This window comes from Planomonospora alba (genome assembly GCF_039534085.1).
Lineage (GTDB): Bacteria > Actinomycetota > Actinomycetes > Streptosporangiales > Streptosporangiaceae > Planomonospora_B > Planomonospora_B alba.
Genome location: NZ_BAAAUT010000020.1, coordinates 33961 through 56448, shown reverse-complemented (window position 1 = coordinate 56448; position 22488 = coordinate 33961). Strand labels below are relative to the sequence as shown.

The window sequence follows — 22488 nt, the reverse complement described above, 5'->3', positions numbered from 1 at the left end:
GCGGGAAGGAGCTCAGGGCCGGCCGCCGCAGGGTGCCCTGCCGGGAGCGGAGGGTCCGGTCCGTCCGGCGGACCATCGCTTGTCATCGCTCATCCGCCTGTTCGTCCAGCACGACCTGGCGCGGCTCACCGAATCGACCGTCGAGACGTTCCGGCCGTTCTACGAGGACCACTTCCGCCCTCTGGTGGGTGAGGTCGTCTTCGCCAACCAGCACGGCAACTGGCGCGGCGACTGTTGCGAGCAGGTCGCCGGGCTCCACGACCCCGGTCTGAACAAGTACGTCGCGGTCGCGGAGATCGAGGATGCCGTCGCCGGTTACGCCGCCTGGAGCGTCGAGCCGGCGCGCGGGAACGGGACCGTCACGCACCTCGCCGTCTCGGCCGAGCACCGTCGGCACCACGTGGGCACCGCGCTGTGCGAGCACGCCTTCGGTGAGATGTGGGCCCTCGGAGCCGAGGCGGTCGAGCTAGGCACCGGGGGAGACCCGACCCCTTCCACGCACCCGCCAGAGCTCTCTACGAGAAGCTCAGGTGCACTCTGCTCCCGGTCGTCGTCTACTACAGGAGGCCCTGACCGAATCCTCTCCGGGACAGCGCGCTCACGGCCTGTCCCCGGAGAGGGCGCGCGCCGGTCCGGCTCTGTCCCTGAAGCGGCCTCGGGTGTCGGCCGAACACATCTGATCATGATGGGCGTGTCGTTCGCGGCCCCGAACGATGACTCGGATCCGGGCCGGAGCACTGACGGAACCCTCTCCGCTCCCGGCGGGGCACCCTGCGGCGGCCGGCCCTGAGCTCCTTCCCGCCACGATGGCCGCAAGGCGACGTCGGGCACCCTCAGCCCGGCACGAGCGGTGGCTTCAGCATCGGCGGGCAGCATGGTCGTCCGGGAAAGGACCGCATCCATACGGCCCGCAGAGCGCGACCATGCCCGCCCGTGAAAGCCCTCACCGAAGCCACCGCCCCACCAGGGGAGACACCGCGGAACCCCGACCATGCCCGCCCGTGAAAGCCCTCACCGGAGCGATTCGTAGCGTGCCGCGGAGAAGCCCCACGGGACGGGTCAGCGGGAGCGGCGGCGGCCGTACAGCAGCCAGGCGGCGGCGCCGAGCAGGACCACGCCGGCCGCGGCGAGCGCGTAGGGGAGCGGGAGGCCGGACCCGGCGGCGGAGCCGTCGGCGGCGGGCCGTACGGCCTGAGGCTCCCGGGCGGCGGGCTCCCGCGGCGCCGGGGGCGCGGCGTGGACGGCCGGGTCGGGGGCCGGCTCGGGGACGGGGTCGACCAGGTGGCCGACCGGGGCGACCTTGCCGCGGGCGGCGAAACCCCAGTCGAGCAGGTCGGCGATGTCCTCCCACATGTAGCCGTCGTGCCGCATGATCGCCACGATGACCGTGTGGCCGTTCCGTTTGGCGGCGCCGACGAAGCTGGCCAGGGCCTTGGACGTCCAGCCGTTCTTGACGCCGATCATGCCCTTGTACCGCCAGAGCAGTTTGTTGTGGTTGCCGATCTCGTAGTAGCCCTTGGGCGCCGGGAACTTGTCGGTCTTGAGGCTGACGTACCGCCGGAAGTCGGGGTCGGCGAGACCGGCGCGGGCGATCAGCGCCAGGTCGTAGGCCGAGCTGCTCTGGCCGGGCTTGTCGAGGCCGTTCGGCGTCTTGGCGACCGTGTCGAACGCCTGCAGCCGCCGGGCCTCGGCGTTCATGTCCGCGAGGGTCTTCTCCAGGCCGCCGTTGGCCTCGGCGAGCGCCAGCGCGGCGTCGTTGCCGGAGACGAGCAGCAGGGCCTTGAACAGGTCCTCGACGGTGTAGAGGGGCTTGGTCACCAGGCCGACCGCGCTGCCCTCGACGTTGACGGCGTTCCTGCTCGGCCTGACCTTCTTCGTCTTGTCGAGCTTCGGGATGAGCGTCAGCGCGGTCAGCGCCTTGAGCGTGCTCGCGGGCAGGTAGCGGCCGTGCGGATTCTTGGCGGCGAGCACCTCGCCGGTGTCGGCGTCCGCGATCACGTAGGATTTCGCCGCCGTCCTGGGCGGGGCCTTCACCCCGGCGGGGACGATGATGCCGCGCCCGCCGAGCAGGGGGCCGCCGACGGGTTCGCGCGCGGGGGCGGCCTGCGTCGGCACGGGCGCCGGGGCGGTGGGTGCGGCGGTGGGTGCCGGGGCGGGCGCCGGGCCGCCCGCCGTGGCCGGCAGCGCCTGCGCGGGCGCGCCCAGGAAGAGGGTCACCGTGAGCAGCACTCCGGCAGGTACGACATGTTTCATCCCCATAGTGATCACAGGGTAGCTTTGTGATGATTCGCCTGCGTTCGGCATGCGTGGGCTCATCCCCGCGCCCGGACGGCGCCACGCCGAGGAACACGGACACCATGCAAATGTCGCGAAAGATCGCCGGATTTCTACTGGCCCTTGCCGCTTTCATGATCTTCGAGTGGATCAACCTTGGCTTCAACCTGGCGGACGGCCACGAGACGTCCTTCTACGTGGTCCACGGGATCCTGATCGCGGTCAACCTCGTGCTCGCGCTCGTGCTGGGTGTGATCGGGCTGCGGGGTCTGCGCGGGGCCCCGCGCGACGGGCTAGGCGGCCGGACCGAGCGCCCGTAGGGTCCGCCGGTGCAGCTCGGCGGCCTCCTGCTCGGAGTCGCCGATGCTGGTGAAGCCGAGCTTGCCGAACTCGGGGACGGCGCCGAGCAGGTGCAGCACGTTCCCGGTGCGGGTCGCGCGGTCGAAGCCGAGCCCCTGGGCGCGGAGCAGGTCCACGACCTCGCCGGGCCGGCGGCCCCGCAGCCGGGCGGCGGCGCAGTTGTCGGTGGCGACGTAGTACTTGGGCTGGTCCCCGCACATCAGCAGGCCCGTCGCGGGGTCGTAGACGGCGCCCGTGGTCAGCAGCGCGGCGCCGAAGGGGTGGGTGGTGCCGCCGATGCGCAGGTTGATCTCGCACAGCAGCGTCCGGTAGCCGCCGTCGGTCTTGACGGCGAAGAAGTCCATGCCGAACAGGCCCACCACGCCCCGGGCGGCCAGCACCGCGGCGATCCGCTCGGCGCACTCGCCGATCTGGGCGCGGTACTCCTGGCTGGCGGGGAAGGAGCAGCCCTGGTACACGTCGCCGTTCGGCCCGCCCAGGACCTGCTCGTGCGTGGCGACCACGTCGTAGGCCCCGCCGGGCGTGATCCTGGCCAGCGCGCTGGGGGAGCGCAGCGGCCGGTCCTCCAGGAACTCCTCGATCACCGCCCCCCGTTCGGCGATCTTCTCGGCGAAGGTCGCCCAGGTCTCCTCGGCGGCGGAGAAGCTCGTACGGCAGGCGGTCAGGCGCGGGTCGTCCTTGACCACGATGGCGTTGCCCAGCCCGGAGTAGCTGTTGTTGAGCTTGACCATCAGCCTGCCGCCGCGGTTCAGCGCGCGGGCCGCGTGCTCCACCTCGGTCAGCGACCGCAGGTCGGTGAAGCCGGGGACGAGCGGGACCCCGGCCTCCTCGCCGACCATCCGCCCGCCGCTCTTGGAGCCCAGGTGGGCCAGGGCGGTGGCCGGGCCGTAGATCGGCAGCCTGAGCAGCGCGGAGAGACGTTCCTCGGCCTCGCTGACCACGAAGGGCACCATCCAGGAGTCCTCAGGGTCGGCCAGCGCGCGGCGGACCCGGTCGACCATCCCGGGCCGCGCCAGGAGCTTGTCGGTGAGCGGCAGGGGGCGGGCATCGTCCAAGGTGATCATTTCGAGCCGCTCCCGGGCCTCGTCCGGGTCGTCGAGGAAACCCAGGTAGTAGTCCACGATGGCGGGGTCCACCGGGACCGAGCTCAGGTAGACGACCTTCACACCGGGCCGCTTCAGGGTGAACAGCAGGAAGAGCAGGCGCTCCTCGTAGCAGCGCGCACCGGTGATCTTGCGCAGCTCGTCCTGGGGGAGTGAGAGCGAGGGGATGACCACCAGGGTTCCCTCGTTCGGTTCGAAGATGCTCAATTTGGAGTGCTTCTCCCCAAATGGGATATTAGTGATCATAAGCGGAGTGAACCACGCATTCTTTCGCCTTGCATCAGTCCGCCGGGTTCGATGAGCGGTACTTCGGGGTCACGTAAGTTGCCAGGTCGGGCGATGTTTCAATCGCGCCGGGACCGCTCCGGACGCCGGTGCCGATCGGGGACCGCCCGTACGGACTACCCTTCCCTGGTCATTCCTGATCATTCGTCATGGTTCATAGGGGTCAGGAGGGACAGGAGAAGGGTATGGGGCGACAAAACATTTGGCGGGGATGTCGACGCGGGGCCGCGCGGGAGGGATAAAGTCGTTCTCATCGTCAGCGCGGCGGCGGCCTCACTCCGGCACGCCGATGCGACGCCGGCGGTTCGTCGCCCGCGCCGGTACGGCCCGTGACATCCACCAGGCCCGTCCGCGCGGCGATCGCTTTTCGAAGGCCGCCCATGGATCAGGCGATTCTGGGCAGTGGCACGTGCGTCGACGATTCGGACCGCTGGCGCGGATGGGACGGTGAACCAATGCGAGGGCGTAATCTTCGGGGGGAACTCGACGCGTTCCTCGCCGAGCGCGAAGCCGCGATGATCGGCTTCCGCCGCGACCTCCACATGAACCCCGAGCTGGCGTTCGCCGAGTACCGCACGACCCAGCGCATCGCGGAGCGGCTGACCGAGGCGGGCCTGCTCCCGTCGGTGCTCCCCCGCGGCACGGGCCTGATCTGCGACATCGGCAGCGGCGACGGGCCCACCGTGGCGCTGCGGGCCGACATCGACGCGCTGCCCGTGCCCGACGAGAAGGACGTGCCCTACAGCTCGACCGTCCCCGGCGTCTGCCACGCCTGCGGCCACGACGTGCACACCACGATCCTGCTCGGCGCCGGGCTCTTCCTCGCCCGGCAGGCGGAGGCCGGGCTGCTGCCCGGCCGGGTCCGGCTGCTCTTCCAGCCCGCCGAGGAGCTTCCCGGCGGGGCGATGGAGGTGCTGGCCGCGGGCGGCCTGAGCGGTGTGGACCGCATCTTCGGCCTGCACTGCGACCCCAAGGTGGACGTCGGCAAGGTCGGCCTCAAGACCGGGCCGATCACCTCCGCCTGCGACCGGGTCAACGTCCGGGTCTGCGGCCCCGGCGGGCACACCGCCCGGCCGCACCTGACCGCCGACCTCGTCTTCGCGCTCGCCAAGATCCTCACCGAGCTGCCCGCCGCGCTCTCCCGCCGGGTCGACCCGCGCTCGTCGCTCAGCCTGGTCTGGGGCCGGGTCGAGGCCGGCTCGGTGGCCAACGCGATCCCGGACGAGGGCATCGCCGAGGGCACCATGCGCTGCCTGGACGAGGAGGCGTGGCACGCGGCGCCCGACGTGATCAAGTCGCTGCTGGAGTCGGTCGCCGGCGCCTACGGCGTCGAGGCGCACCTCGACTACGTGCGCGGCGTGCCGCCGGTGGTCAACGAGGAGGACAGCGTGCAGATGCTGGCCGAGGCGGCCGAGAGCATGCTCGGTGAGGGCGCCTCGGTGCCCACCCAGCAGAGCCTGGGCGGCGAGGACTTCGGCTGGTACCTCGAGTCCGTCCCCGGCGCGTTCGCCCGCCTGGGCACCCGCACGCCGGGCGCGGCGAACGCCGGAGACATCCACCAGGGCACCTTCGACGTCGACGAGAGCTGCATCGGGGTCGGCGTGCGGTTCATGGTGGGGGCCGCGCTGACCGCCCTGTGGGAGGAGCGGCAGCCCGCCGTCGACGAGTCGCTCGTCGTGGTGAACGCCGAGGGCTGACCTCCGCCGCGCGGGACGCGGGCCAAATCTCCGCAAAGGATCCTTGGCCCGGCGGCGCGGTCGGCGGTACGGTGGCCCCCGCCACGACGTGACCTGCGCGGTCACGCTGTGTGGCCGGGGGTGGACGGCGGCGTACGGACCCTCCGGGAGCGGCGGCACGGCGGGCGGTCCGTGAGGTGATCGTTACGGCACGGGATGCTACCGGTGGGTAGATTCGCTCCGCTTTGTGTGTCACAAGGTGGCTTGAGCTGGGTAACGGACCTGTTGCGGACCTGTGCGCCGGTTTGGTCCGTGCTCAGCGAACAACTATCTTCCGTGCAGAGTTGCCGTGCGTCTCTTCGCGCGTGCACTGGACGCGAAGGGAGTCCATCTTGCTTCAGAAGCGATTCGGCAAGCTGGCCGCTACCACGATTGCGGGCAGCATGCTCATGGCCGCCGCCGCGTGCGGCGGAGGCGATGAGACCGCCACCACGGCCTCGCCGGGAGCGACGGGGACCTCGGCCCCGGCCGCCTCCGACCTCAAGGTCGGCCTCGCCTACGACATCGGCGGCCGCGGCGACCAGTCGTTCAACGACGCCGCCGCCGCGGGTCTCGACAAGGCCAAGACGGAGCTCGGCGTCGGCCAGACCAAGGAGCTCGAAGCCGGCAGCGGCGAGACCGAGGCGGCCAAGGAGGAGCGGCTCCGCCTGCTCGCCCAGGGCGGCTTCAACACGATCATCGCGGTCGGCTTCGCCTACTCCGGCCCGGTGAAGAAGGTCGCCGCCGAGTTCCCCGACGTCAAGTTCGCCATCGTCGACGACGAGGCGGCCACCGGCGCCAACATCACCAACCTGGTCTTCGCCGAGCACGAGGGCTCCTTCCTCGTCGGCGCCGCCGCGGCGCTGAAGTCGGAGAAGAACCACGTCGGCTTCGTCGGCGGCGTCGAGGTCCCGCTGATCAAGAAGTTCGAGGCGGGCTTCGCCGCGGGCGCCAAGGCCGTCAAGTCCGACATCAAGGTCGACGTCAAGTACCTGTCGCAGCCGCCGGACTTCAGCGGCTTCACCGACCCGGCCAAGGGCAAGACCGCGGCCGAGGGCATGTTCGACGCGGGCGCCGACGTGGTCTACCACGCCGCGGGCGGCTCCGGCGGCGGCGTGTTCGAGGCGGCCAAGGCCGCCAACGGCAAGGCGATCGGCGTCGACTCCGACCAGGCCCTGACCGCCGCGCCGGAGGTGCGGGACGTCATCATGACCTCCATGGTCAAGAAGGTCGACGTCGCGGTCCTCGACTTCCTGAAGAACGTCGCGAACGGCTCGGTCAAGAGCGGCCCGGTGGTCTACGACCTCAAGGCCGGCGGCGTCGACTACTCCACCACCGGTGGCCACGTCGACGACATCAAGTCCAAGCTCGACGAGTACAAGCAGAAGATCATCTCCGGCGAGATCACGGTGCCGGACAAGGTCTCCTGACCTGGTATCAATGAAGGGCCCGGCGGACTGATCCCCGGGCCCTTCGCACGGGTTTTCCCACCTCATCACATCATCGTGGCCATCCGATGGAGGAGGCCGTCATCAGCACCTCGACACCGGCCGTCGAGCTCGAGGGGATCACCAAGCGGTTCCCCGGCGTCGTGGCCAACCGCGACATTTCCATGACCGTGCAGCAGGGGCACGTGCACGCCATCGTCGGTGAGAACGGCGCGGGCAAGTCCACCCTCATGAAGATCCTGTACGGTATGCAGCGCCCCGACGAGGGCGAGATCCGGGTGAACGGCAGGCCCGCCGCCTTCAAGTCACCCTCGGACGCCATCGCCTCGGGCATCGGCATGGTCCACCAGCACTTCATGCTGGCCGACAACCTCACCGTGCTGGAGAACGTGGTCCTCGGCAGCGAGCCGCGCAAGGGCGGCCTCGCCCTCGACTTCGGCTCCGCCCGCAGGCGGATCAGGGAGATCTCCGCCACCTACGGCCTGGGCGTCGACCCCGACGCGCTGGTCGAGGACCTGGGCGTCGGCGCCCGGCAGCGGGTGGAGATCCTCAAGGTCCTCTACCGCGGCGCGCGCATCCTGATCCTGGACGAGCCCACCGCGGTGCTCGTGCCGCAGGAGGTGGACGAGCTCTTCGGCAACCTGCGCGAGCTGGTCAGCGAGGGCCTGACCATCATCTTCATCTCCCACAAGCTGGACGAGGTGCTCTCGGTCGCCGACGCGATCACCGTCATCCGGCGCGGCACCACCGTGGCGAGCGTCGATCCCCGGGACGTGACCGCCCGGCAGCTGGCCGAGCTCATGGTCGGCAGCGAGCTGCCCAGCCCGGAGACCCGCGAGTCCACCGTCACCGACGTGGTCGCCCTCTCGGTGCGGGACCTGACGGTGCACTCCGCCGACAGGCGCGCGCTGGTGGACGCCGTCAGCTTCGACATCCGCAAGGGCGAGGTGCTGGGCATCGCCGGCGTCGAGGGCAACGGCCAGGCCGAGCTCGTCGAGGCCATCATGGGCATGCGCCACGCCGAGGGGGAGATCCGGCTCGGTGAGGAGGACATCTCCTCCTGGTCCACGCTGCGCCGCCGTGAGGCCGGCATCGGCTACATCCCCGAGGACCGGCACCGGCACGGCCTGCTGCTGGAGGCCCCGCTCTGGGAGAACCGCATCCTCGGCCACCAGACCCGCCGGCCCAACGCCAAGGGCCCGTGGATCGACCGGGCCGGAGCGCGCGCCGACACCCGGCGCATCGTGGAGGCATACGACGTCCGCACGCCCGGCATCGACGTGGACGCCGCGGCGCTGTCCGGCGGCAACCAGCAGAAGCTGATCGTCGGCCGGGAGATGAGCGGCGACCCGGTCTTCCTCATCGCCTCGCACCCGACCCGCGGCGTGGACGTCGGCGCCCAGGCCGCGATCTGGGACCACCTGCGCGCCGCGCGCGCGGCGGGCCTGGCCGTCCTGCTGATCTCGGCCGACCTGGACGAGCTCATCGGCCTGTCCGACACGCTGAAGGTCATCCTGCGCGGGCGCATCGTCGCCGACGTCGACCCGCAGCACGTGACGCCCGAGCAGCTGGGCTCGGCCATGACGGGAGCGGGGGAGGCGGCATGAACGCCCGCACGGTCCGCACCGGATCCGGAGTCATCTCATGAAATCCGCTGAGTCGAGCTTCGCCGACCGCCTGCTCGGACGGGTACGGCTGAGCGGCCTGCTCTCCGTCGTGGCGCCGGTCCTGGCGATCGTCTTCGCTGCCCTGATCACCTCGGTCGTCCTGCTCGCCACCGACGCCCCGCCGCTGGAGACGCTGGGCGTCATGGCCGAGTACGGCGCGCAGCCGCGGTCGATCGCGCTGACCCTGAACTACGCGACGACCTACTACCTGGCCGCGATCGCGGTGGCGATCGGGTTCCGGATGAACCTGTTCAACATCGGTGTCGACGGCCAGTACCGCCTCGCGGCGCTCACCGCCGCGGCCGTGGGCGGCGCGGTCGCGCTGCCCGCCCCGCTGCACGTCGCCCTGATCGTCTTCGTGGCGATGCTCGTCGGCGCCGGCTGGGCCTCGATCGCCGCCCTGCTGAAGGTCAAGCGCGGCGTCAGCGAGGTCATCTCCACGATCATGCTGAACGCCATCGCCACCAACCTCGGTGCCTGGCTGCTCAACAAGGAGCGGTGGGCGGTGGAGGTCGCGGGCAGCAACAACATCGGGACCAAGCCGATCCCCGAGTCCGGGCGGGTGCCCGGCATGGCGCTCGTCCCCGGCACCGAGTACCCGGTCTTCGGCCTGATCATCCTCGCGATCGTCGTGGGCGTGCTCTACCACGTGCTGCTCAACCGGACCCGCTTCGGCTTCGACCTGCGGGCCACCGGGCGGTCGGAGACGGCGGCCGTGGCCAGCGGCGTCAACGTCAAGAAGATGATCATGGCGACGATGCTCCTGTCCGGCGCGGCGGCGGGCCTGATCGGCATGCCGCAGCTGCTGGGCGCCTCCTACTCCTACAGCCTGGACTTCCCCACGGGGCTGGGCTTCACCGGCATCGCGATCGCGCTGCTGGGCCGGAACCACCCCGTGGGCATCGCGTTCGGCGCCCTCCTGTGGGCCTTCCTGGACACCTCGGCGAGCATCCTCCAGCTCCACGAGATCGCCCCGGAGATCGTCCAGATCATGCAGGGCACCATCGTGCTCTCCGTCATCGTCGCCTACGAGCTGGTGCACCGCTACCAGATCACGGCCGAGCAGCGCCGGGTGGGCAAGGAACTGGCGAGCAAGACCCCGCCGCAGGCTGAAGGAGCGTCGGCATGACCGAGGAGAGGGACACCACCGCCGAGATGCGGGTGGAGCAGGTCGAGCGGGTCCCCTCGAGGTTCCGCTTCACCTGGAAGCACCTCCTGCTCGCCCTCGGCGCGCTGGTCCTGCTGCTGTCGTTCGTCCGGTCCGTCACCGGGGCCGTCGACCTCACCTCGGCGGGCGCGGTCAACGCGGCCATCGCGCTGGCCGTGCCGATCGGCCTGGCCGGTCTGGGCGGCCTGTGGTCCGAGCGGGCCGGCGTGGTCAACATCGGCCTGGAGGGCATGCTGATCCTCGGCACCTGGGGCGGCGCCTGGGGCGCCATCCAGTTCGGCAACCCGTGGGCGGGTGTCGTCATCGGCGCGCTCGCCGGTGCGCTGGGCGGCCTGCTGCACGCGGCGGCGACCGTGACCTTCGGGGTGGACCACATCATCTCCGGTGTCGCGATCACCATTCTCAGCACAGGCATCACCCAGTTCCTGTCCAAGGTGACCTTCGCCGAGATGCCCGGCGGCGGCGACTCGCAGTCGCCCCCGGTGCCCAAGCCGGGCGTGGTCAGCGTGCCGGGCGTCGGCGACGCGCTGGCCTCGCTGGAGGCCAGGCAGTGGTTCCTGGTCTCCGACCTGGCCGGGATCGTGCGAGGTCTGACCGTCAACGTCTCGCTGCTGACCATCGTGGCGGTCCTGCTGGTCCCGCTGACGTTCTACGTGCTCTGGCGCACGGCCTTCGGCCTGCGGCTGCGCGCCTGCGGCGAGCGGCCGGTCGCCGCGGAGTCGCTCGGCGTCAACGTCTACACCTACAAGTACGTCGCGGTGGTCATCTCCGGTGTGCTCGCGGGCGTGGGCGGCGCGTTCCTGTCGCTGGTGGCCTCCAGCGCCTACCGCGAGGGCCAGACCGGCGGCCGCGGCTTCATCGGCCTGGCCGCCATGATCTTCGGCAACTGGCGGCCGGGCGGTCTGGCGGCCGGCTCGCTGCTGTTCGGCTACACCGACGCCCTCCAGCTCCGCCGGGGCGGGGAGTCGGTCCACGCGCTGCTGCTGCTGGTGGCGGTCCTGCTCGCCGGGGTCGCGGTCTACCAGCTCGTCAAGCAGAGCCGTACCCAGGCCGCGGTGTTCACCGGAGCCGCCGCGGTCATCGTGCTCGTGCTGTTCACGCTGACCGACAGCATCCCGGCGCAGTTCACCTCGGTCACCCCCCACATCACCACGCTGCTGGTGCTCTCGCTGGCGGCGCAGCGGCTCCGGCCGCCCGCGGCCGACGGCGTGCCGTACCGGAAGGGACAGGCGAAATGACCACTCCGATCGACTGGGCGGCGCTCAAGGCCGAGGCCGTGCGGATCATGGGCAACGCCTACGTCCCGTACTCCCGGTTCCCGGTGGGCGCGGCCGCCCTGGTGGACGACGGGAGGATCGTGTCCGGCTGCAACGTGGAGAACGCCTCCTACGGCGTCGGGCTCTGCGCGGAGTGCGGCCTGGTCTCCGCGCTCCAGGCGAGCGGCGGCGGCCGCCTGGTCGCCTTCACCTGCGTGGACGGGCACGGAGAGGTGCTCATGCCGTGCGGGCGCTGCCGCCAGTTGCTGTTCGAGTTCGGCGGTACCGACCTGCTGGTCGAGACCGTCGACGGGCCCAAGCCGATGGCGGAGATCCTGCCGTACGCCTTCGGGCCCGACGACCTGGGCCGGGGGGCCTGACCATGGACGCCATCGACGTCATCGTCACCAAGAGGGACGGCCGGGAGCTGTCCACCGAGCAGATCGACTGGGTGATCGACGCCTACACCAAGGGCGTCGTGGCCGACGAGCAGATGTCCGCCCTCGCGATGGCCGTCCTGCTCAACGGCATGACGCGGCGGGAGATCGCCGAGTGGACCCAGGCCATGATCCGTTCCGGGAACCGGATGGACTGGTCATCGCTGCCGGGCCGTACCACCGACAAGCACTCCACCGGCGGCGTCGGCGACAAGATCACGTTGCCGCTGGCCCCGCTGGTCGCCGCGTGCGGCGGCTACGTCCCGCAGCTGTCCGGCCGCGGCCTCGGCCACACCGGCGGCACGCTGGACAAGCTGGAGTCCATCCCCGGCTGGCGGGCCTCGCTGTCCAACGCGGAGATGCTCGGCGTGCTGCGCGAGGCCGGGGCCGTCATCTGCGCGGCGGGCGAGGGACTCGCCCCGGCGGACAAGAAGCTCTACGCGCTGCGCGACGTGACCGGCACCGTCGAGGCGATCCCGCTGATCGCCTCCTCGATCATGTCCAAGAAGATCGCGGAGGGTACCGGCGCGCTGGTGCTGGACGTCAAGGTCGGCTCGGGCGCGTTCATGAAGACCGTGGACCGCGCCCGGGAGCTCGCCACCACCATGGTCGAGCTGGGCACCGACGCGGGGGTGAACACCGTGGCCCTGCTGACGGCGATGGACCGGCCGCTGGGCCGCACGGTGGGCAACGCGCTGGAGGTCGCCGAGTCCGTCGAGGTGCTCGCCGGCGGCGGCCCCGAGGACGTGGTCGAGCTGACCGTACGGCTGGCGCGCGAGATGCTCTCGGCGGCGGGCCTCGACGGCGGCAAGGACCCCGCCGACGCGCTGAAGGACGGCTCGGCGATGGACGCCTGGCGCCGGATGATCAGCGCCCAGGGCGGCGACCCGGACGCGGCCCTGCCGACGGCCGCGGAGACGATGGACGTCGTCGCGCCCGCCTCCGGCGTGCTGACCAGGCTCGACGCCTACGGCGTGGGCCTGGCCGCCTGGCGGCTCGGCGCGGGCCGGGAGCGCAAGGAGGACCCGGTCTCCTTCGGCGCGGGCATCACGCTGCACGCCCGCCCGGGCGAGGAGGTCCGCGAGGGGCAGCCGCTGATGACCCTGCACGCCGACGACGCCTCCCGCTTCGAGCGGGCGCTCGCCGCGCTGGACGGCGCCTACGCGATCGGCGGGGCCGGTGAGGTCGACCTGCTCCCGCTGGTGATCGACCGCATCAGGGCCTGAGGCGCCGCCACGCGGACCGGGTGCCGCACGGCCCGTGCAGGAGGTCCAGCCCCAGGGGGTGAGCCGGTGCCGGACGCTGTCGCCGCACCGCTCGCTCGCCACCAGCCCGGCCTCGCGCAGCAGCGAGGCGTGCTCGCTCGCCGAGGCCATGGAGATGCCGAGGGCCCGCGCGATCTCGCCGGTCGTGCGGCTCCGGTCGCCCAGCGCCCGCAGCACCAGCGCGCGGGTGCGGCCGAACGGCTCAAGCCCCTGAACGGGAGACGGCCGCCGGGGCTCCGGCCGCGGCGGCCGTCTCCGCACGGGCGGGGCCGAAGACCGAGGCGACGACGGCCCGGTGGACGGGCAGGGCGGCGGCGTGCCGGGCGCGGCCCTCGTCGGTGACGCCGACGAAGACGCCGCGCCGGTCGGCCTCGCACATGCACCGCCTGACCAGGCCCGCCCGCTCCAGGCGGGCGATCAGCCGCGAGCACGCGCTCTGGCTCAGGTGGACGGCATCGGCGATCTCCTGGACCCGGTATCGGGGCCGGCCGCCCTCGACCATGCGCTCCAGGACCTCGAACTCGCTCATGCCGACGCCGTGTCTCTCGGAGAGCTCGCGCTCCAGCGCGCAGGCGGCCCTGGCGTGCAGGGCCAGCACCTCGCGCCAGGCGCGGACGGCGGACTCCTCGCTCATGCGCGCACCCTATCATGCATGAACATCAAATGTATAGGAATTAAATTCCGTTGCATTACATGCGCATGCATGTATTGTTGCCTTCCATGACTCCCTCTTCCACCGAAGGACGCTGGGACGCGCGCCTGTGGGCCGCCCTGGGCGTCCTGTGCACCGTCGTGTTCCTCGACGCGCTCGACGTCTCCATGGTGGGCGTCGCGCTCCCGTCCATCCAGGCCGACCTCGGCCTGTCCACCTCCTCGCTGCAGTGGGTGGTCAGCGGTTACGTGCTCGGGTACGGAGGCCTGCTCCTGCTCGGGGGGCGCACCGCCGACCTGCTCGGGCGGCGCCGGGTCTTCCTGGTGGCCCTGGCGGTCTTCGCCGTGGCCTCGCTCCTCGGCGGCCTGGTCAGCGACGGCGCCCTGCTGATCGCGGCCCGGTTCGTCAAGGGCATCAGCGCCGCCTTCACCGCGCCGGCCGCGCTGTCGATCATCACCACGACCTTCGCCGAGGGCCCGGCCCGCAATCGGGCCCTCAGCATCTTCACCGCCTCCGGGGCCAGCGGCTTCTCCCTCGGCCTGGTCATCTCCGGGCTCCTGACCGGTCTCGGCTGGCGATGGACCTTCCTCATGCCGGTCCCCGTCGCGCTCCTCGCCCTGGCCGCCGCCCTGCGGTTCCTGCCCCGGCAGCAGGAGGAGCGGGCCGAGGGCGGCCACGACCTCGTCGGCGCCGCGACGATCACCGGCTCGATGCTGCTGCTGGTCTTCGCCGTGGTGGAGGCCCCCGAGGCAGGCTGGGGCTCGCTGCGGACCGTCGGCTCGCTGCTGGCCGCCGCCGCCCTGCTGGCCGCGTTCGTGGTGACCGAGCGGAGGGTCCGCCACCCCCTGGTGCGGCTCGGCATCCTGCGCTCCGGCCCCATCGTCCGGGCCAACCTCGGGCTGGTGATCCTGTTCGGCTCCTACGTCGGCTTCCAGTTCGTCGCCATGCAGTACTTCCAGAACTTCCTGCACTGGTCCGCCCTGGAGACGGCGCTGGCCTTCCTGCCCGCCGGCCTGCTGGTGGCGGTCACCTCGACGAAGATGGGCGGCCTGGCCGACCGGTACGGCACCGCCCGGCTGATCGCGGTCGGCGCGGCCGCGCTGGCCGCCGGCTACGCGTTCTTCCTCCGCATCGACGAGGCCCCCGACCTGGCCACGCTGGTCGTCCCCGGCATGGTCCTGCTGGGCATCGCCTTCGCCCTGTCCTTCCCCTCGCTCAACATCCAGGCCACCAACGGCGTGGCCGACGACGAGCAGGGCCTGGCCTCCGGTCTGCTCAACACCTCAGGCCAGGTCGGCGGCGCCGTCGTGCTGGCGGTCGTGACGGCCGTGCTGACCTCCGGCACGGGAGCCGATCCGCTCGACGGGTTCCGCGCCGCGATCGCGGTCTCCGGCGCCCTCGCCCTGGCCGGCCTCGTCATCGCCCTGACCGGACTGCGCGGAGCCCGTACGGCCGTCGCGGTACGGGACGACGCCGCGCTGCAGGCCCCGGAGCCGGCGTAGTCGGGGCGGCCCGCGAGGGCTCCGGGGAACGGGGGGAACGGCACGGGGACGCGCTCCCGCGGGAAGGACAGGGGCTCCGCGGGAGGCGCGGACCTTTGCCGGACGGGACGGCCGCGGGCGGTGAACCCGCCCGGGTTCCGGGGCATCTAAAGCGCAGGAGGCTCACATGAACAGCTCTCGCGCCGTGCTCGCGGCCATTCCCCTCGTCCTGCTGCTGGCCGGCTGCGGAGGCGCGGCCACGGAGGCGGAACCCTCGGGGCCCCCGGGATCCGCGGCGGCCTCGGGGGCCGGCGGCTCGCCGGGCGCCGCGGCGGACCCGTCCGGGGCCCCCGCCGGGACCCCGGACGCGACCCGGCCGGGCCGGCCGCCCGCGCAGGGCACGCCGGGACAGCAGGACCCCACCTCGCCGACCGGGCTGAAGGCGCCGACGGGCACCGAGCCGGTCGAGGTGAAGCGGAACCCCGACGAGCCGCCGCTGGTCACCGGGGTGCGCTTCGCTGAACACCCGGGGTTCGACCGGGTGGTGATCGACTTCGCCGGCACCCTGCCGGGGTACACCGTGGACTGGGTGCCCGCGCTGGTCCAGGACGGGTCGGGCGACCCGATCGACGTCGAGGGCGGAGCCTATCTGCAGGTGACGCTGACCCCGGCCAACGCGCACACCGAGGCGGGGGAGCCGACCCTGAAGGGCGGCCCGGTCTTCCAGGCCGGGCTGGGCAACGTGCGCAGCGTCGTGAAGACCGGCGACTTCGAGGCCGTGGTGGGCGTGGGCGTCGTGCTGGAGCGCAAGGCGGCCTTCCGGGTCATCGAGCAGAAGCGGCCCGACCGCCTGGTCGTGGACGTCGCGCACTGAGCCGCCGCCGGTCCGCCGGCATGCCCGCGCGTCCCGCACGCCGTACCGGTGGGAAAATGGACAGATGGTGAGGAGAATCGAGAACGCGACGCGGATCCCGGTGCCGGGCGGGAAGATCATCGACGAGTACGTCGGCCGGGTCAACAGCGGCGACACGGGGATCTCGATCGCGCACATGAAGGCTCCCGCGGGGTGGGACGAGCCCGCCCAGACGCCGGAGTTCACCGAGTACACGCTCGTGCTCTCCGGCACGGTCGTCGTCGAGCACGCGGAGGGCACCACCGAGGTGCACGCCGGCCAGGCGATCGCGTGCGAGCCGGGGGAGAAGGTCCGCTACAGCTGCGGCCCCGAGGGAGCCGAGTACGTCGCGGTCTGCGTGCCCGCCTTCTCTCCGGAGACGGCGCGCCGCGACGAGTAGCCGCGGGACTTCCGGCGATCTCCGGGAGCCCGCTGACCTGCTACCGGACAGTAGGATGACGAGATGAGCCAGCTACCCACCCTTGAGCAGATCCGCCAGGCTCCGAAGGTCTTGCTCCACGATCATCTCGACGGTGGTCTGCGGCCCGAGACCATCGTCGACCTGGCCCGCGAGACCGGCTACGACCGGCTGCCCACGACCGACCCCGGCGAGCTGCGCACCTGGTTCCGCCAGGCCGCCGACTCCGGCTCGCTCGAGCGCTACCTGGAGACCTTCGACCACACGGTCGGGGTCATGCAGACGCGCGAGGCGCTGGTCCGGGTCGCCGCCGAGTGCGCGGAGGACCTGGCCGCCGACGGCGTGGTGTACGCCGAGGTGCGCTACGCGCCCGAGCAGCACACCGAGCGGGGCCTGAGCCTGGAGGAGGTCATCGAGGCGGTCCTGGAGGGGTTCAGGATCGGCTCGGAGGGCCGGGGGATCCGGGTGGGCACGCTGCTCACCGCGATGCGCCACCAGGCCAGGTCCATGGAGATCGCCGAGCTCGCGGTCCGCTACCGCGACGTCGGCGTGGCCGGGTTCGACATCGCCGGGGCCGAGGCGGGCTACCCGCCCACCCGGCACCTCGACGCCTTCGAGTACCTCCAGCGGGAGAACGCCCACTTCACCATCCACGCCGGCGAGGCGTTCGGGCTGCCCTCGATCTGGCAGGCGATCCAGTGGTGCGGCGCCGACCGGCTCGGCCACGGCGTGCGGATCATCGACGACATCGCGGTGCCGGGCGACGGCGAGCCCAAGCTCGGCCGGCTGGCGGCCTACGTCCGCGACAAGCGCATCCCGCTGGAGATGTGCCCGACCTCCAACCTGCAGACCGGGGCCGCGCCCTCCATCGCCGAGCACCCGATCGGCCTGCTCCGCCGGCTGAACTTCCGGGTGACGGTCAACACCGACAACCGGCTGATGAGCGGGACCTCCGTCTCGGAGGAGTTCGCCAAGCTGGTGGGGGCCTTCGGCTACGACTGGGACGACCTGCAGTGGTTCACGGTCAACGCCATGAAGTCGGCGTTCCTCCCCTTCGACGACCGGCTGGCGCTCATCAACGGGGTCATCAAGCCCGGCTTCGCGCGGCTCAAGTGGCGGGCGTGAGCGGATCGGCGCGGGTGGGACGGGGACGATGAGACAGGTGTTCCGATCGAAGACCGCGCTGGTCCTGGGCTGGGTGTGGATGGCGTTCGCCGCCCTCAACGCGGTCGACCTGGCCGTGCGCTACAGCGGGCCGCCCTCGATGGCGGCCGCGGCGGTCCTGGGGGTGCTGACGGCCCTGGTCTTCGTCACCTGCCTGCGGCCGGCGGTCGTCCTGGACGCCGAGCGCCTGCTGGTCCGCAACCCCCTGCGGAACGTCTCCGTGCCGTGGGAGGCGGTGGACGACGTCGCGGTCTCGCACGCCATCACGATCACCTCCGGCGGCGACCGGGTCCGCTGCTGGACCCCGCAGACCACGGCGCGGGAGCGGGCGGTGGCGCTGCGGCGCGGCTCCTCCTCCGCGGGAGGGCGCCTGGCCACCGCGCCCGCCCGCAGCAGGGGGGAGCAGGCGGCGGCCGAGGCGCTGGCCGGCCGGACCCACGCCGACTGGGCGGCCGAGCAGATCCGGGAGCGCGCCGGGGCCGCCCGGCGCAAGAGCGCGGACGGCGGGCCCGCGGCTCCGGGGGGCACGGGCGGATCCGGGTCTCCGGAGGCCGCGGGGATGCGGACCACCTGGGCGCCGAGCGCCCTGGCCGCGCTGGGGGCCGCCCTGGCCCTGGTGGCGGTCGCCTTCCTGATCTCCTGAGCCGCTCGCTCCCCGGTCCGCCGGACCACCCGCCGGCCGGGGCCCGGACCGCCACGCGGGCCCCGGCCCGGGACCGGCCGGCTCAGCCGGTCCGGGGCCGGGACCCGGGCGGCTCGGGAGGCGGGGGAGGACCGGGCCGCCAGGCGTCGACCAGCTGCTCCGGGGTGACCGGCGTGACCTCCGCGGTCGCCGAGCCGCTCCGGGAGACCGCGAACAGCGGCGTGCCGGCGTCCGCGCCCGGCATCCGGGAGCGCCGGACGATGAGCGCGTCCAGATCGCGCCGGTCGAACGGGCGGTCCTCGCGCCAGGTGACCGAGCCGACCAGTGTGACCCTGCGGCCCACCGGCTCCTCGTCGGCGCCGACGATGTCGATCTCCGGGTCGTCGGTGCGGGTCCAGTAGCCGCCGATCGCGCCCGTCCCCTCGGGCAGCCCGCCCATCCGCCGCAGGGAGGCGCGGACCAGGGGTTTGACCGCCGCCTCCCGCCAGGCGTCCCAGGAGCGCAGCAGGCGGGCGAGGACGAGGTCGCCGCGGTCCCGCGCGATCTCCGGCAGCCGCGGGCCGATGAAGGCCAGCCAGAAGCGCAGATGGCCGTCGGTGACGTGGTAGCGGGTCTCGCGCGACGGCCGGGTGGAGAGCGGCAGGGAGGCGGTGACCAGCCGCCGTTCCACGAGGGACTGCAGCGCCCGGTTGAGCGAGGCCCTGGGCACGGCGGGCACGGCGCGGCCGATCGCCGAGTGGGAGCGGTGCCCCGCGCCGACGGCGGCCAGGACGGTCCGTGCCTGGGTGCCCGCCGGAGCCTCGGCCGCCAGGATCCGCTCACCTGCCACCACCAGCGGGGAGGCGGGATGCGACAGGGCCCGGCGGAGGTACTCCGGCACGGCGAGGCCGGGCGTCCACTCCCGGCAGATCAGCGGCAGGCCGCCGGAGACCAGGCGGGCGTCGACGGCCTCGGCCGCGGGCAGCCCCAGCGCGTCCGCCACGTCCGCCGGGCTGAGGGGGTGGAGCAGCATGTCGGTGGCGCGCATGTAGAACGGCCTGCCGCGCTGGTTCACCGCCTCCATCACGGCGAGGTCCGAGCCGATGAGGACGAGCAGCGCGGGGCGGCGGGACAGCTCCCGGGCGAACGCCGCCTGCAGGGCCTCCTCCAGGCCGGGGTCGGCGGCCAGCAGCTCGGGGAGCCCGTCGAGCACGACGACGCTCGGCGACTCGACGGGGAGGGCCTCCGCCAGGAGGTGGAGCGCCGCCTGCCACGAGTCGGCGGACCGTCCCGCCAGGAGCCGGGCGCCGGGCAGGTCCGAGGCGGCGCCCTCGTCGAGGAGGGCCGCCACCTGCTCGGCCCGCGTGCCGCCGGAGGCGGAGTGGAACAGGCAGGGCACCCCCGCGCGCCTGACGAGCTCCTCCACCAGCCGGGACTTCCCGACGCCGCGGCGGCCCCGGAGCAGGACGGCCCGGCCCGGCCGTCCGGCCCGGCCGCCTCCCACCACCTTGGCCAGCAGGCGTTCCAGCCGGGCCAGCTCGTACGCTCTCCCGATGAAGGCGGCCATCGCTCCCGAAGGTCTCATCCGTGAGCGTCTCCCGGATGAGACGCTCACGGATGGGATCCCCGCCCGTGAGGGCGTCATGAGCGGGACGCCGCGATATGGGACTTCCGTCGCCGATGCTTTCACCGGCCTTTCCGTCCCGCGCCGCCCCGCCCGGCGGGGGAGCCGCTACAGGCCCAGGGCGGCCGACAGGTCGGATTTCAGCGCGTCGAGGTCCGCCGCGGCCCGCGCCCGGGCCTCGGCCACCTCGCCGGTCACCGGCACCACCGTCTCCAGATAGCACTTGAGCTTGGGCTCGGTGCCCGAGGGCCGGACCACGATCCGGGCACCGCCGGACAGCCGGTAGCGCAGGCCCTCGGTCGGCGGCAGGCCGCCGGCGCCCAGGCTCAGGTCCTCGACCGCCTCGACCTTGCGCCCGCCGAGCTCCACCGGCGGGGTGGCGCGCAGCCGCGCCATCGCCCCCGCGATCAGGGACAGGTCGTGCACCCGGACCGAGAGCTGGGAGGTGGCGTGCAGGCCGTACCGGCGGGCCTGGTCGTCGAGGAGGTCGAGCAGGGTGCGGCCGTCGCGCTTGGCCCGGGCCGCCAGCCCGGCGACGGTCAGCGCGGCGCCGATGCCGTCCTTGTCGTGGACGGGCAGGCCGCCGTCCGAGCCGACGCTGTAGCCCAGCGCCTCCTCGTAGCCGTAGACCAGCCGGCCCCGCCCGCCTCCCGCCTTCATGATCCACTTGAAGCCGGTGAGGGTCTCCTCGTAGCCCACGCCGTGCTCGGCGGCGATCTTCCCGAGCAGGGACGACGAGACGATGGTGGTGGCCACCAGCCGGTCGCCGGAGGTCTGCCGGATGACGTGCTCGCCGAGCAGCGCGCCCACCTCGTCGCCGGTGAGCATCCGGTGGCCGCCCTCCGGCAGGGGCACGCCCACCGCGCAGCGGTCGGCGTCGGGATCGTTGGCCAGCACGAGGTCCGCGCCGATGCGCCCGGCGAGCTCCAGGGCGAGGTCCATCGCGCCGGGTTCCTCCGGGTTGGGGAACGCGACGGTCGGGAAGTCGGGGTCCGGATCGGCCTGGGCCTCGACGGTCACCGGGGCGTCGAACCCGGCGGCGCGGAAGGCCGCGGTGAGCGTGACGCCGCCCACGCCGTGCAGGGGCGTGTAGGCGACCCGCAGGTCGCGGGCGTCGCCGAGCGGGAGCATGGTCACCGCGTCCAGGTAGGCCGCCACGATCTCCTCGCCGAGGTCGGTCCACTCCGGGTCCTCCGGGGAGCCCAGCGGGAGCGAGGAGATCGGGCCGACGGCGTCGATGGCCGCGGAGATGCCCGCGTCGACCGGCGGCACGATCTGCGAGCCGTCGCCCCAGTAGACCTTGTAGCCGTTGTCGCGGGGCGGGTTGTGGCTGGCGGTGACGGTCACGCCCGCGTCGGCGCCCAGGTGCCGTACGGCGAAGGCCAGCACCGGGGTGGGCAGCGGCGCGGGCAGCAGCGAGGCCCGCAGCCCGGCTCCGGTCAGCACCGCGGCGGTGTCGCGGGCGAAGACGTCGGAGTTGTGCCGGGCGTCGTAGCCGATGACCACGTGCTTGTCCGGGCCGAGGACCGCGGCCAGTCCGGCGGCGGCGCGCATGACGGTGACGCGGTTCATCCGGTTGGGGCCGGCGCCCAGCTCACCGCGGAGGCCCGCGGTGCCGAACTCCAGCTTGGCGCCGAACCGGTCGCGCAGCGCCGCCTCGTCCCCGGCGGCGAGGAGCGCCTCCAGCTCCGCCCTGGTCCGCGGGTCCGGATCCTGCTCCAGCCAGTCCTGTGCGAGCCGTACGAGATCGCTGCTCATGATCACCTCACGCTCCCGGGCAGGGAGGACCGCACCCCCGCCGGTTGTCCCTTCCACTCCGCCCGCGGGCCGGTGCCCGCGGGCCGGTGCCTACAGCTTGTTGACGATCCCGGCGAGCAGGACCCCCATGCGGGCGGCGGTGGTCCGGCCGACCTGGAGCACCTCCTCGTGGTTGAGCGGCTTGCCGACCAGCCCGGCGCCCGGGTTGGTCACCAGGGAGATGCCGAGCACCTCGGCGCCGGCCTCGCGGGCGGCGATGGCCTCCAGCACGGTGGACATGCCGATCAGGTCGCCGCCGAGGATCCGGCACATCTGGATCTCGGCGGGGGTCTCGTAGGTCGGGCCGCGGAAGGCGATGTAGACGCCCTCGGTCATGGTGGGCTCCACCGCGCGCACCAGGTCGCGCAGGCGCCGGGAGTAGACCTCGGTGAGGTCGACGAAGGTGGCGCCGGAGATCGGGTTGGCGCCGGTCAGGTTGATGTGGTCGCTGATCAGCACGGCCTCGCCGACCTCCTGGGTCTCCGGGCGCAGGCCGCCGGCGGCGTTGGTCAGCACGACGGTGCGGGCTCCGGCCCGTACGGCGGTGCGCACGCCGTGCACGACGGGCTCGACGCCGCGGCCCTCGTACAGGTGGGTGCGGCCGAGGAAGATCAGGGCGTTCTTGCCCGAGTCGGTGCGCACGGCGCGGATCTTGCCCGCGTGGCCGGCCACCGCCGGGGGCGCGAAACCGGGCAGGTCGGTCACCGGGATCTCGGCGACGGTCTCGCCGAGGGCGTCGGCGGCCGGGACCCAGCCCGACCCCATCACCAGCGCGACGTCGAAGGAGTCGACTCCGGTGGCGCTCTTCAGCGCGGCCGCGGCGTCCGTGGCGAGTGCATAAGGGTCATTGGTCACCTCAC

General features: G+C 72.8%; 20 protein-coding genes and 1 pseudogene. 14 read left to right on the top strand and 7 right to left on the bottom strand.

Features of this window, described 5'->3' with window-relative positions; translation table 11 throughout:
• Positions 1-79 precede the first annotated feature (79 nt).
• Positions 80-790: a GNAT family N-acetyltransferase gene (locus ABD823_RS14130; protein WP_344859579.1), complete on the top strand. Its 711-nt coding sequence runs from the start codon at positions 80-82 to the stop codon at positions 788-790.
• 269 nt (positions 791-1059) lie between these two features.
• On the opposite strand, the gene ABD823_RS14125 is transcribed toward ABD823_RS14130, so the two are convergent.
• Positions 1060-2253, bottom strand: coding sequence for a D-alanyl-D-alanine carboxypeptidase family protein (locus ABD823_RS14125; protein ID WP_344859577.1), 1194 nt, complete (start codon positions 2251-2253; stop codon positions 1060-1062).
• A 104-nt stretch (positions 2254-2357) separates the two neighbouring features.
• Between ABD823_RS14125 and ABD823_RS14120 the strand changes: the two genes are divergently transcribed.
• Entirely contained in the window at positions 2358-2594 is a 237-nt protein-coding gene (locus ABD823_RS14120; RefSeq protein ID WP_344859575.1) for an SCO4848 family membrane protein, read from the top strand.
• On the opposite strand, the gene ABD823_RS14115 is transcribed toward ABD823_RS14120, so the two are convergent.
• Positions 2568-3944, bottom strand: coding sequence for a peptide ligase PGM1-related protein (locus ABD823_RS14115; protein WP_344859573.1), 1377 nt, complete (start codon positions 3942-3944; stop codon positions 2568-2570). The genes ABD823_RS14120 and ABD823_RS14115 overlap by 27 nt on opposite strands.
• 533 nt (positions 3945-4477) lie before the next feature.
• Between ABD823_RS14115 and ABD823_RS14110 the strand changes: the two genes are divergently transcribed.
• The 7 genes from ABD823_RS14110 (at position 4478) to ABD823_RS14080 (ending at position 12939) form a co-directional block, all read left to right on the top strand.
• Positions 4478-5719, top strand: coding sequence for a M20 family metallopeptidase (locus ABD823_RS14110; protein WP_344859570.1), 1242 nt, complete (start codon positions 4478-4480; stop codon positions 5717-5719).
• Between the two features lie 371 nt (positions 5720-6090).
• On the top strand, positions 6091-7167 hold the full coding sequence (locus ABD823_RS14105) for a BMP family lipoprotein (RefSeq protein WP_344859568.1): 1077 nt from the start codon (positions 6091-6093) through the stop codon (positions 7165-7167).
• A gap of 86 nt (positions 7168-7253) precedes the next feature.
• The gene (locus ABD823_RS14100; protein ID WP_344859566.1) at positions 7254-8792 is read left to right on the top strand and encodes an ABC transporter ATP-binding protein; all 1539 of its coding nucleotides are present in this window, start codon (positions 7254-7256) and stop codon (positions 8790-8792) included.
• Positions 8793-8829: 37 nt separating this feature from the next.
• On the top strand, positions 8830-9981 hold the full coding sequence (locus ABD823_RS14095; protein ID WP_344859564.1) for an ABC transporter permease: 1152 nt from the start codon (positions 8830-8832) through the stop codon (positions 9979-9981).
• Complete coding sequence (locus ABD823_RS14090; protein WP_344859562.1) at positions 9978-11258, top strand: ABC transporter permease; 1281 nt, start codon at positions 9978-9980, stop codon at positions 11256-11258. Before ABD823_RS14095 ends, ABD823_RS14090 begins: the two co-directional genes overlap by 4 nt.
• Entirely contained in the window at positions 11255-11656 is a 402-nt protein-coding gene (locus tag ABD823_RS14085; protein ID WP_344859560.1) for a cytidine deaminase, read from the top strand. The genes ABD823_RS14090 and ABD823_RS14085 overlap by 4 nt, the downstream gene beginning before the upstream one ends.
• A gap of 2 nt (positions 11657-11658) precedes the next feature.
• On the top strand, positions 11659-12939 hold the full coding sequence (locus tag ABD823_RS14080) for a thymidine phosphorylase (RefSeq protein ID WP_344859558.1): 1281 nt from the start codon (positions 11659-11661) through the stop codon (positions 12937-12939).
• Positions 12940-13080: 141 nt separating this feature from the next.
• On the opposite strand, the pseudogene ABD823_RS34635 reads toward ABD823_RS14080, so the two are convergent.
• Both ABD823_RS34635 and ABD823_RS14070 read right to left on the bottom strand, forming a co-directional pair.
• A pseudogene (locus tag ABD823_RS34635) lies at positions 13081-13155 on the bottom strand (hypothetical protein); the annotation flags it as partial.
• A gap of 25 nt (positions 13156-13180) precedes the next feature.
• The gene (locus tag ABD823_RS14070; RefSeq protein WP_344859555.1) at positions 13181-13612 is read right to left on the bottom strand and encodes a MarR family winged helix-turn-helix transcriptional regulator; all 432 of its coding nucleotides are present in this window, start codon (positions 13610-13612) and stop codon (positions 13181-13183) included.
• A gap of 86 nt (positions 13613-13698) precedes the next feature.
• Between ABD823_RS14070 and ABD823_RS14065 the strand changes: the two genes are divergently transcribed.
• The 5 genes from ABD823_RS14065 (at position 13699) to ABD823_RS14045 (ending at position 18228) form a co-directional block, all read left to right on the top strand.
• The gene (locus ABD823_RS14065; protein WP_344859553.1) at positions 13699-15132 is read left to right on the top strand and encodes an MFS transporter; all 1434 of its coding nucleotides are present in this window, start codon (positions 13699-13701) and stop codon (positions 15130-15132) included.
• A 166-nt stretch (positions 15133-15298) separates the two neighbouring features.
• Entirely contained in the window at positions 15299-15985 is a 687-nt protein-coding gene (locus ABD823_RS14060) for an AMIN-like domain-containing (lipo)protein (RefSeq protein ID WP_344859551.1), read from the top strand.
• Positions 15986-16049: 64 nt separating this feature from the next.
• Positions 16050-16403 (top strand): cupin domain-containing protein, encoded by a 354-nt coding sequence (locus ABD823_RS14055; protein ID WP_344859549.1) that lies wholly within the window; start codon positions 16050-16052, stop codon positions 16401-16403.
• Between the two features lie 63 nt (positions 16404-16466).
• Positions 16467-17546, top strand: coding sequence for an adenosine deaminase (locus ABD823_RS14050; RefSeq protein WP_344859547.1), 1080 nt, complete (start codon positions 16467-16469; stop codon positions 17544-17546).
• A gap of 37 nt (positions 17547-17583) precedes the next feature.
• A complete protein-coding gene (locus ABD823_RS14045) occupies positions 17584-18228 on the top strand; it encodes a PH domain-containing protein (protein WP_344859545.1) in 645 nt (214 codons plus the stop codon).
• An 82-nt stretch (positions 18229-18310) separates the two neighbouring features.
• Here ABD823_RS14045 and ABD823_RS14040 read toward each other — a convergent pair whose 3' ends face one another.
• From ABD823_RS14040 to ABD823_RS14030, 3 genes are all read right to left on the bottom strand, one after another.
• The gene (locus tag ABD823_RS14040; protein WP_344859544.1) at positions 18311-19792 is read right to left on the bottom strand and encodes an ATP-binding protein; all 1482 of its coding nucleotides are present in this window, start codon (positions 19790-19792) and stop codon (positions 18311-18313) included.
• Positions 19793-19939: 147 nt separating this feature from the next.
• Positions 19940-21589: a phospho-sugar mutase gene (locus tag ABD823_RS14035; RefSeq protein WP_344859542.1), complete on the bottom strand. Its 1650-nt coding sequence runs from the start codon at positions 21587-21589 to the stop codon at positions 19940-19942.
• 90 nt (positions 21590-21679) lie between these two features.
• Positions 21680-22483 carry a purine-nucleoside phosphorylase gene (locus ABD823_RS14030; RefSeq protein WP_344859541.1) on the bottom strand — a complete coding sequence of 268 codons (804 nt, stop codon included), beginning with the start codon at positions 22481-22483 and terminating at the stop codon, positions 21680-21682.
• Positions 22484-22488 lie beyond the last annotated feature (5 nt).

Excerpts from the sequence above, each read along its gene's own strand:
- ABD823_RS14060 (WP_344859551.1), top strand. The coding sequence starts at position 15,299 with ATGAACAGCTCTCGCGCCGTGCTCGCGGCCATTCCCCTCGTCCTGCTG.
- ABD823_RS14070 (WP_344859555.1), bottom strand. The coding sequence starts at position 13,612 with ATGAGCGAGGAGTCCGCCGTCCGCGCCTGGCGCGAGGTGCTGGCCCTG.
- ABD823_RS14120 (WP_344859575.1), top strand. The coding sequence starts at position 2,358 with ATGCAAATGTCGCGAAAGATCGCCGGATTTCTACTGGCCCTTGCCGCT.
- ABD823_RS14055 (WP_344859549.1), top strand. The coding sequence starts at position 16,050 with ATGGTGAGGAGAATCGAGAACGCGACGCGGATCCCGGTGCCGGGCGGG.
- ABD823_RS14035 (WP_344859542.1), bottom strand. The coding sequence starts at position 21,589 with ATGAGCAGCGATCTCGTACGGCTCGCACAGGACTGGCTGGAGCAGGAT.
- ABD823_RS14040 (WP_344859544.1), bottom strand. The coding sequence starts at position 19,792 with ATGAGACCTTCGGGAGCGATGGCCGCCTTCATCGGGAGAGCGTACGAG.
- ABD823_RS14065 (WP_344859553.1), top strand. The coding sequence starts at position 13,699 with ATGACTCCCTCTTCCACCGAAGGACGCTGGGACGCGCGCCTGTGGGCC.
- ABD823_RS14085 (WP_344859560.1), top strand. The coding sequence starts at position 11,255 with ATGACCACTCCGATCGACTGGGCGGCGCTCAAGGCCGAGGCCGTGCGG.
- ABD823_RS14100 (WP_344859566.1), top strand. The coding sequence starts at position 7,254 with ATGGAGGAGGCCGTCATCAGCACCTCGACACCGGCCGTCGAGCTCGAG.
- ABD823_RS14080 (WP_344859558.1), top strand. The coding sequence starts at position 11,659 with ATGGACGCCATCGACGTCATCGTCACCAAGAGGGACGGCCGGGAGCTG.
- ABD823_RS14125 (WP_344859577.1), bottom strand. The coding sequence starts at position 2,253 with ATGAAACATGTCGTACCTGCCGGAGTGCTGCTCACGGTGACCCTCTTC.
- ABD823_RS14090 (WP_344859562.1), top strand. The coding sequence starts at position 9,978 with ATGACCGAGGAGAGGGACACCACCGCCGAGATGCGGGTGGAGCAGGTC.
- ABD823_RS14050 (WP_344859547.1), top strand. The coding sequence starts at position 16,467 with ATGAGCCAGCTACCCACCCTTGAGCAGATCCGCCAGGCTCCGAAGGTC.
- ABD823_RS14095 (WP_344859564.1), top strand. The coding sequence starts at position 8,830 with ATGAAATCCGCTGAGTCGAGCTTCGCCGACCGCCTGCTCGGACGGGTA.
- ABD823_RS14110 (WP_344859570.1), top strand. The coding sequence starts at position 4,478 with ATGCGAGGGCGTAATCTTCGGGGGGAACTCGACGCGTTCCTCGCCGAG.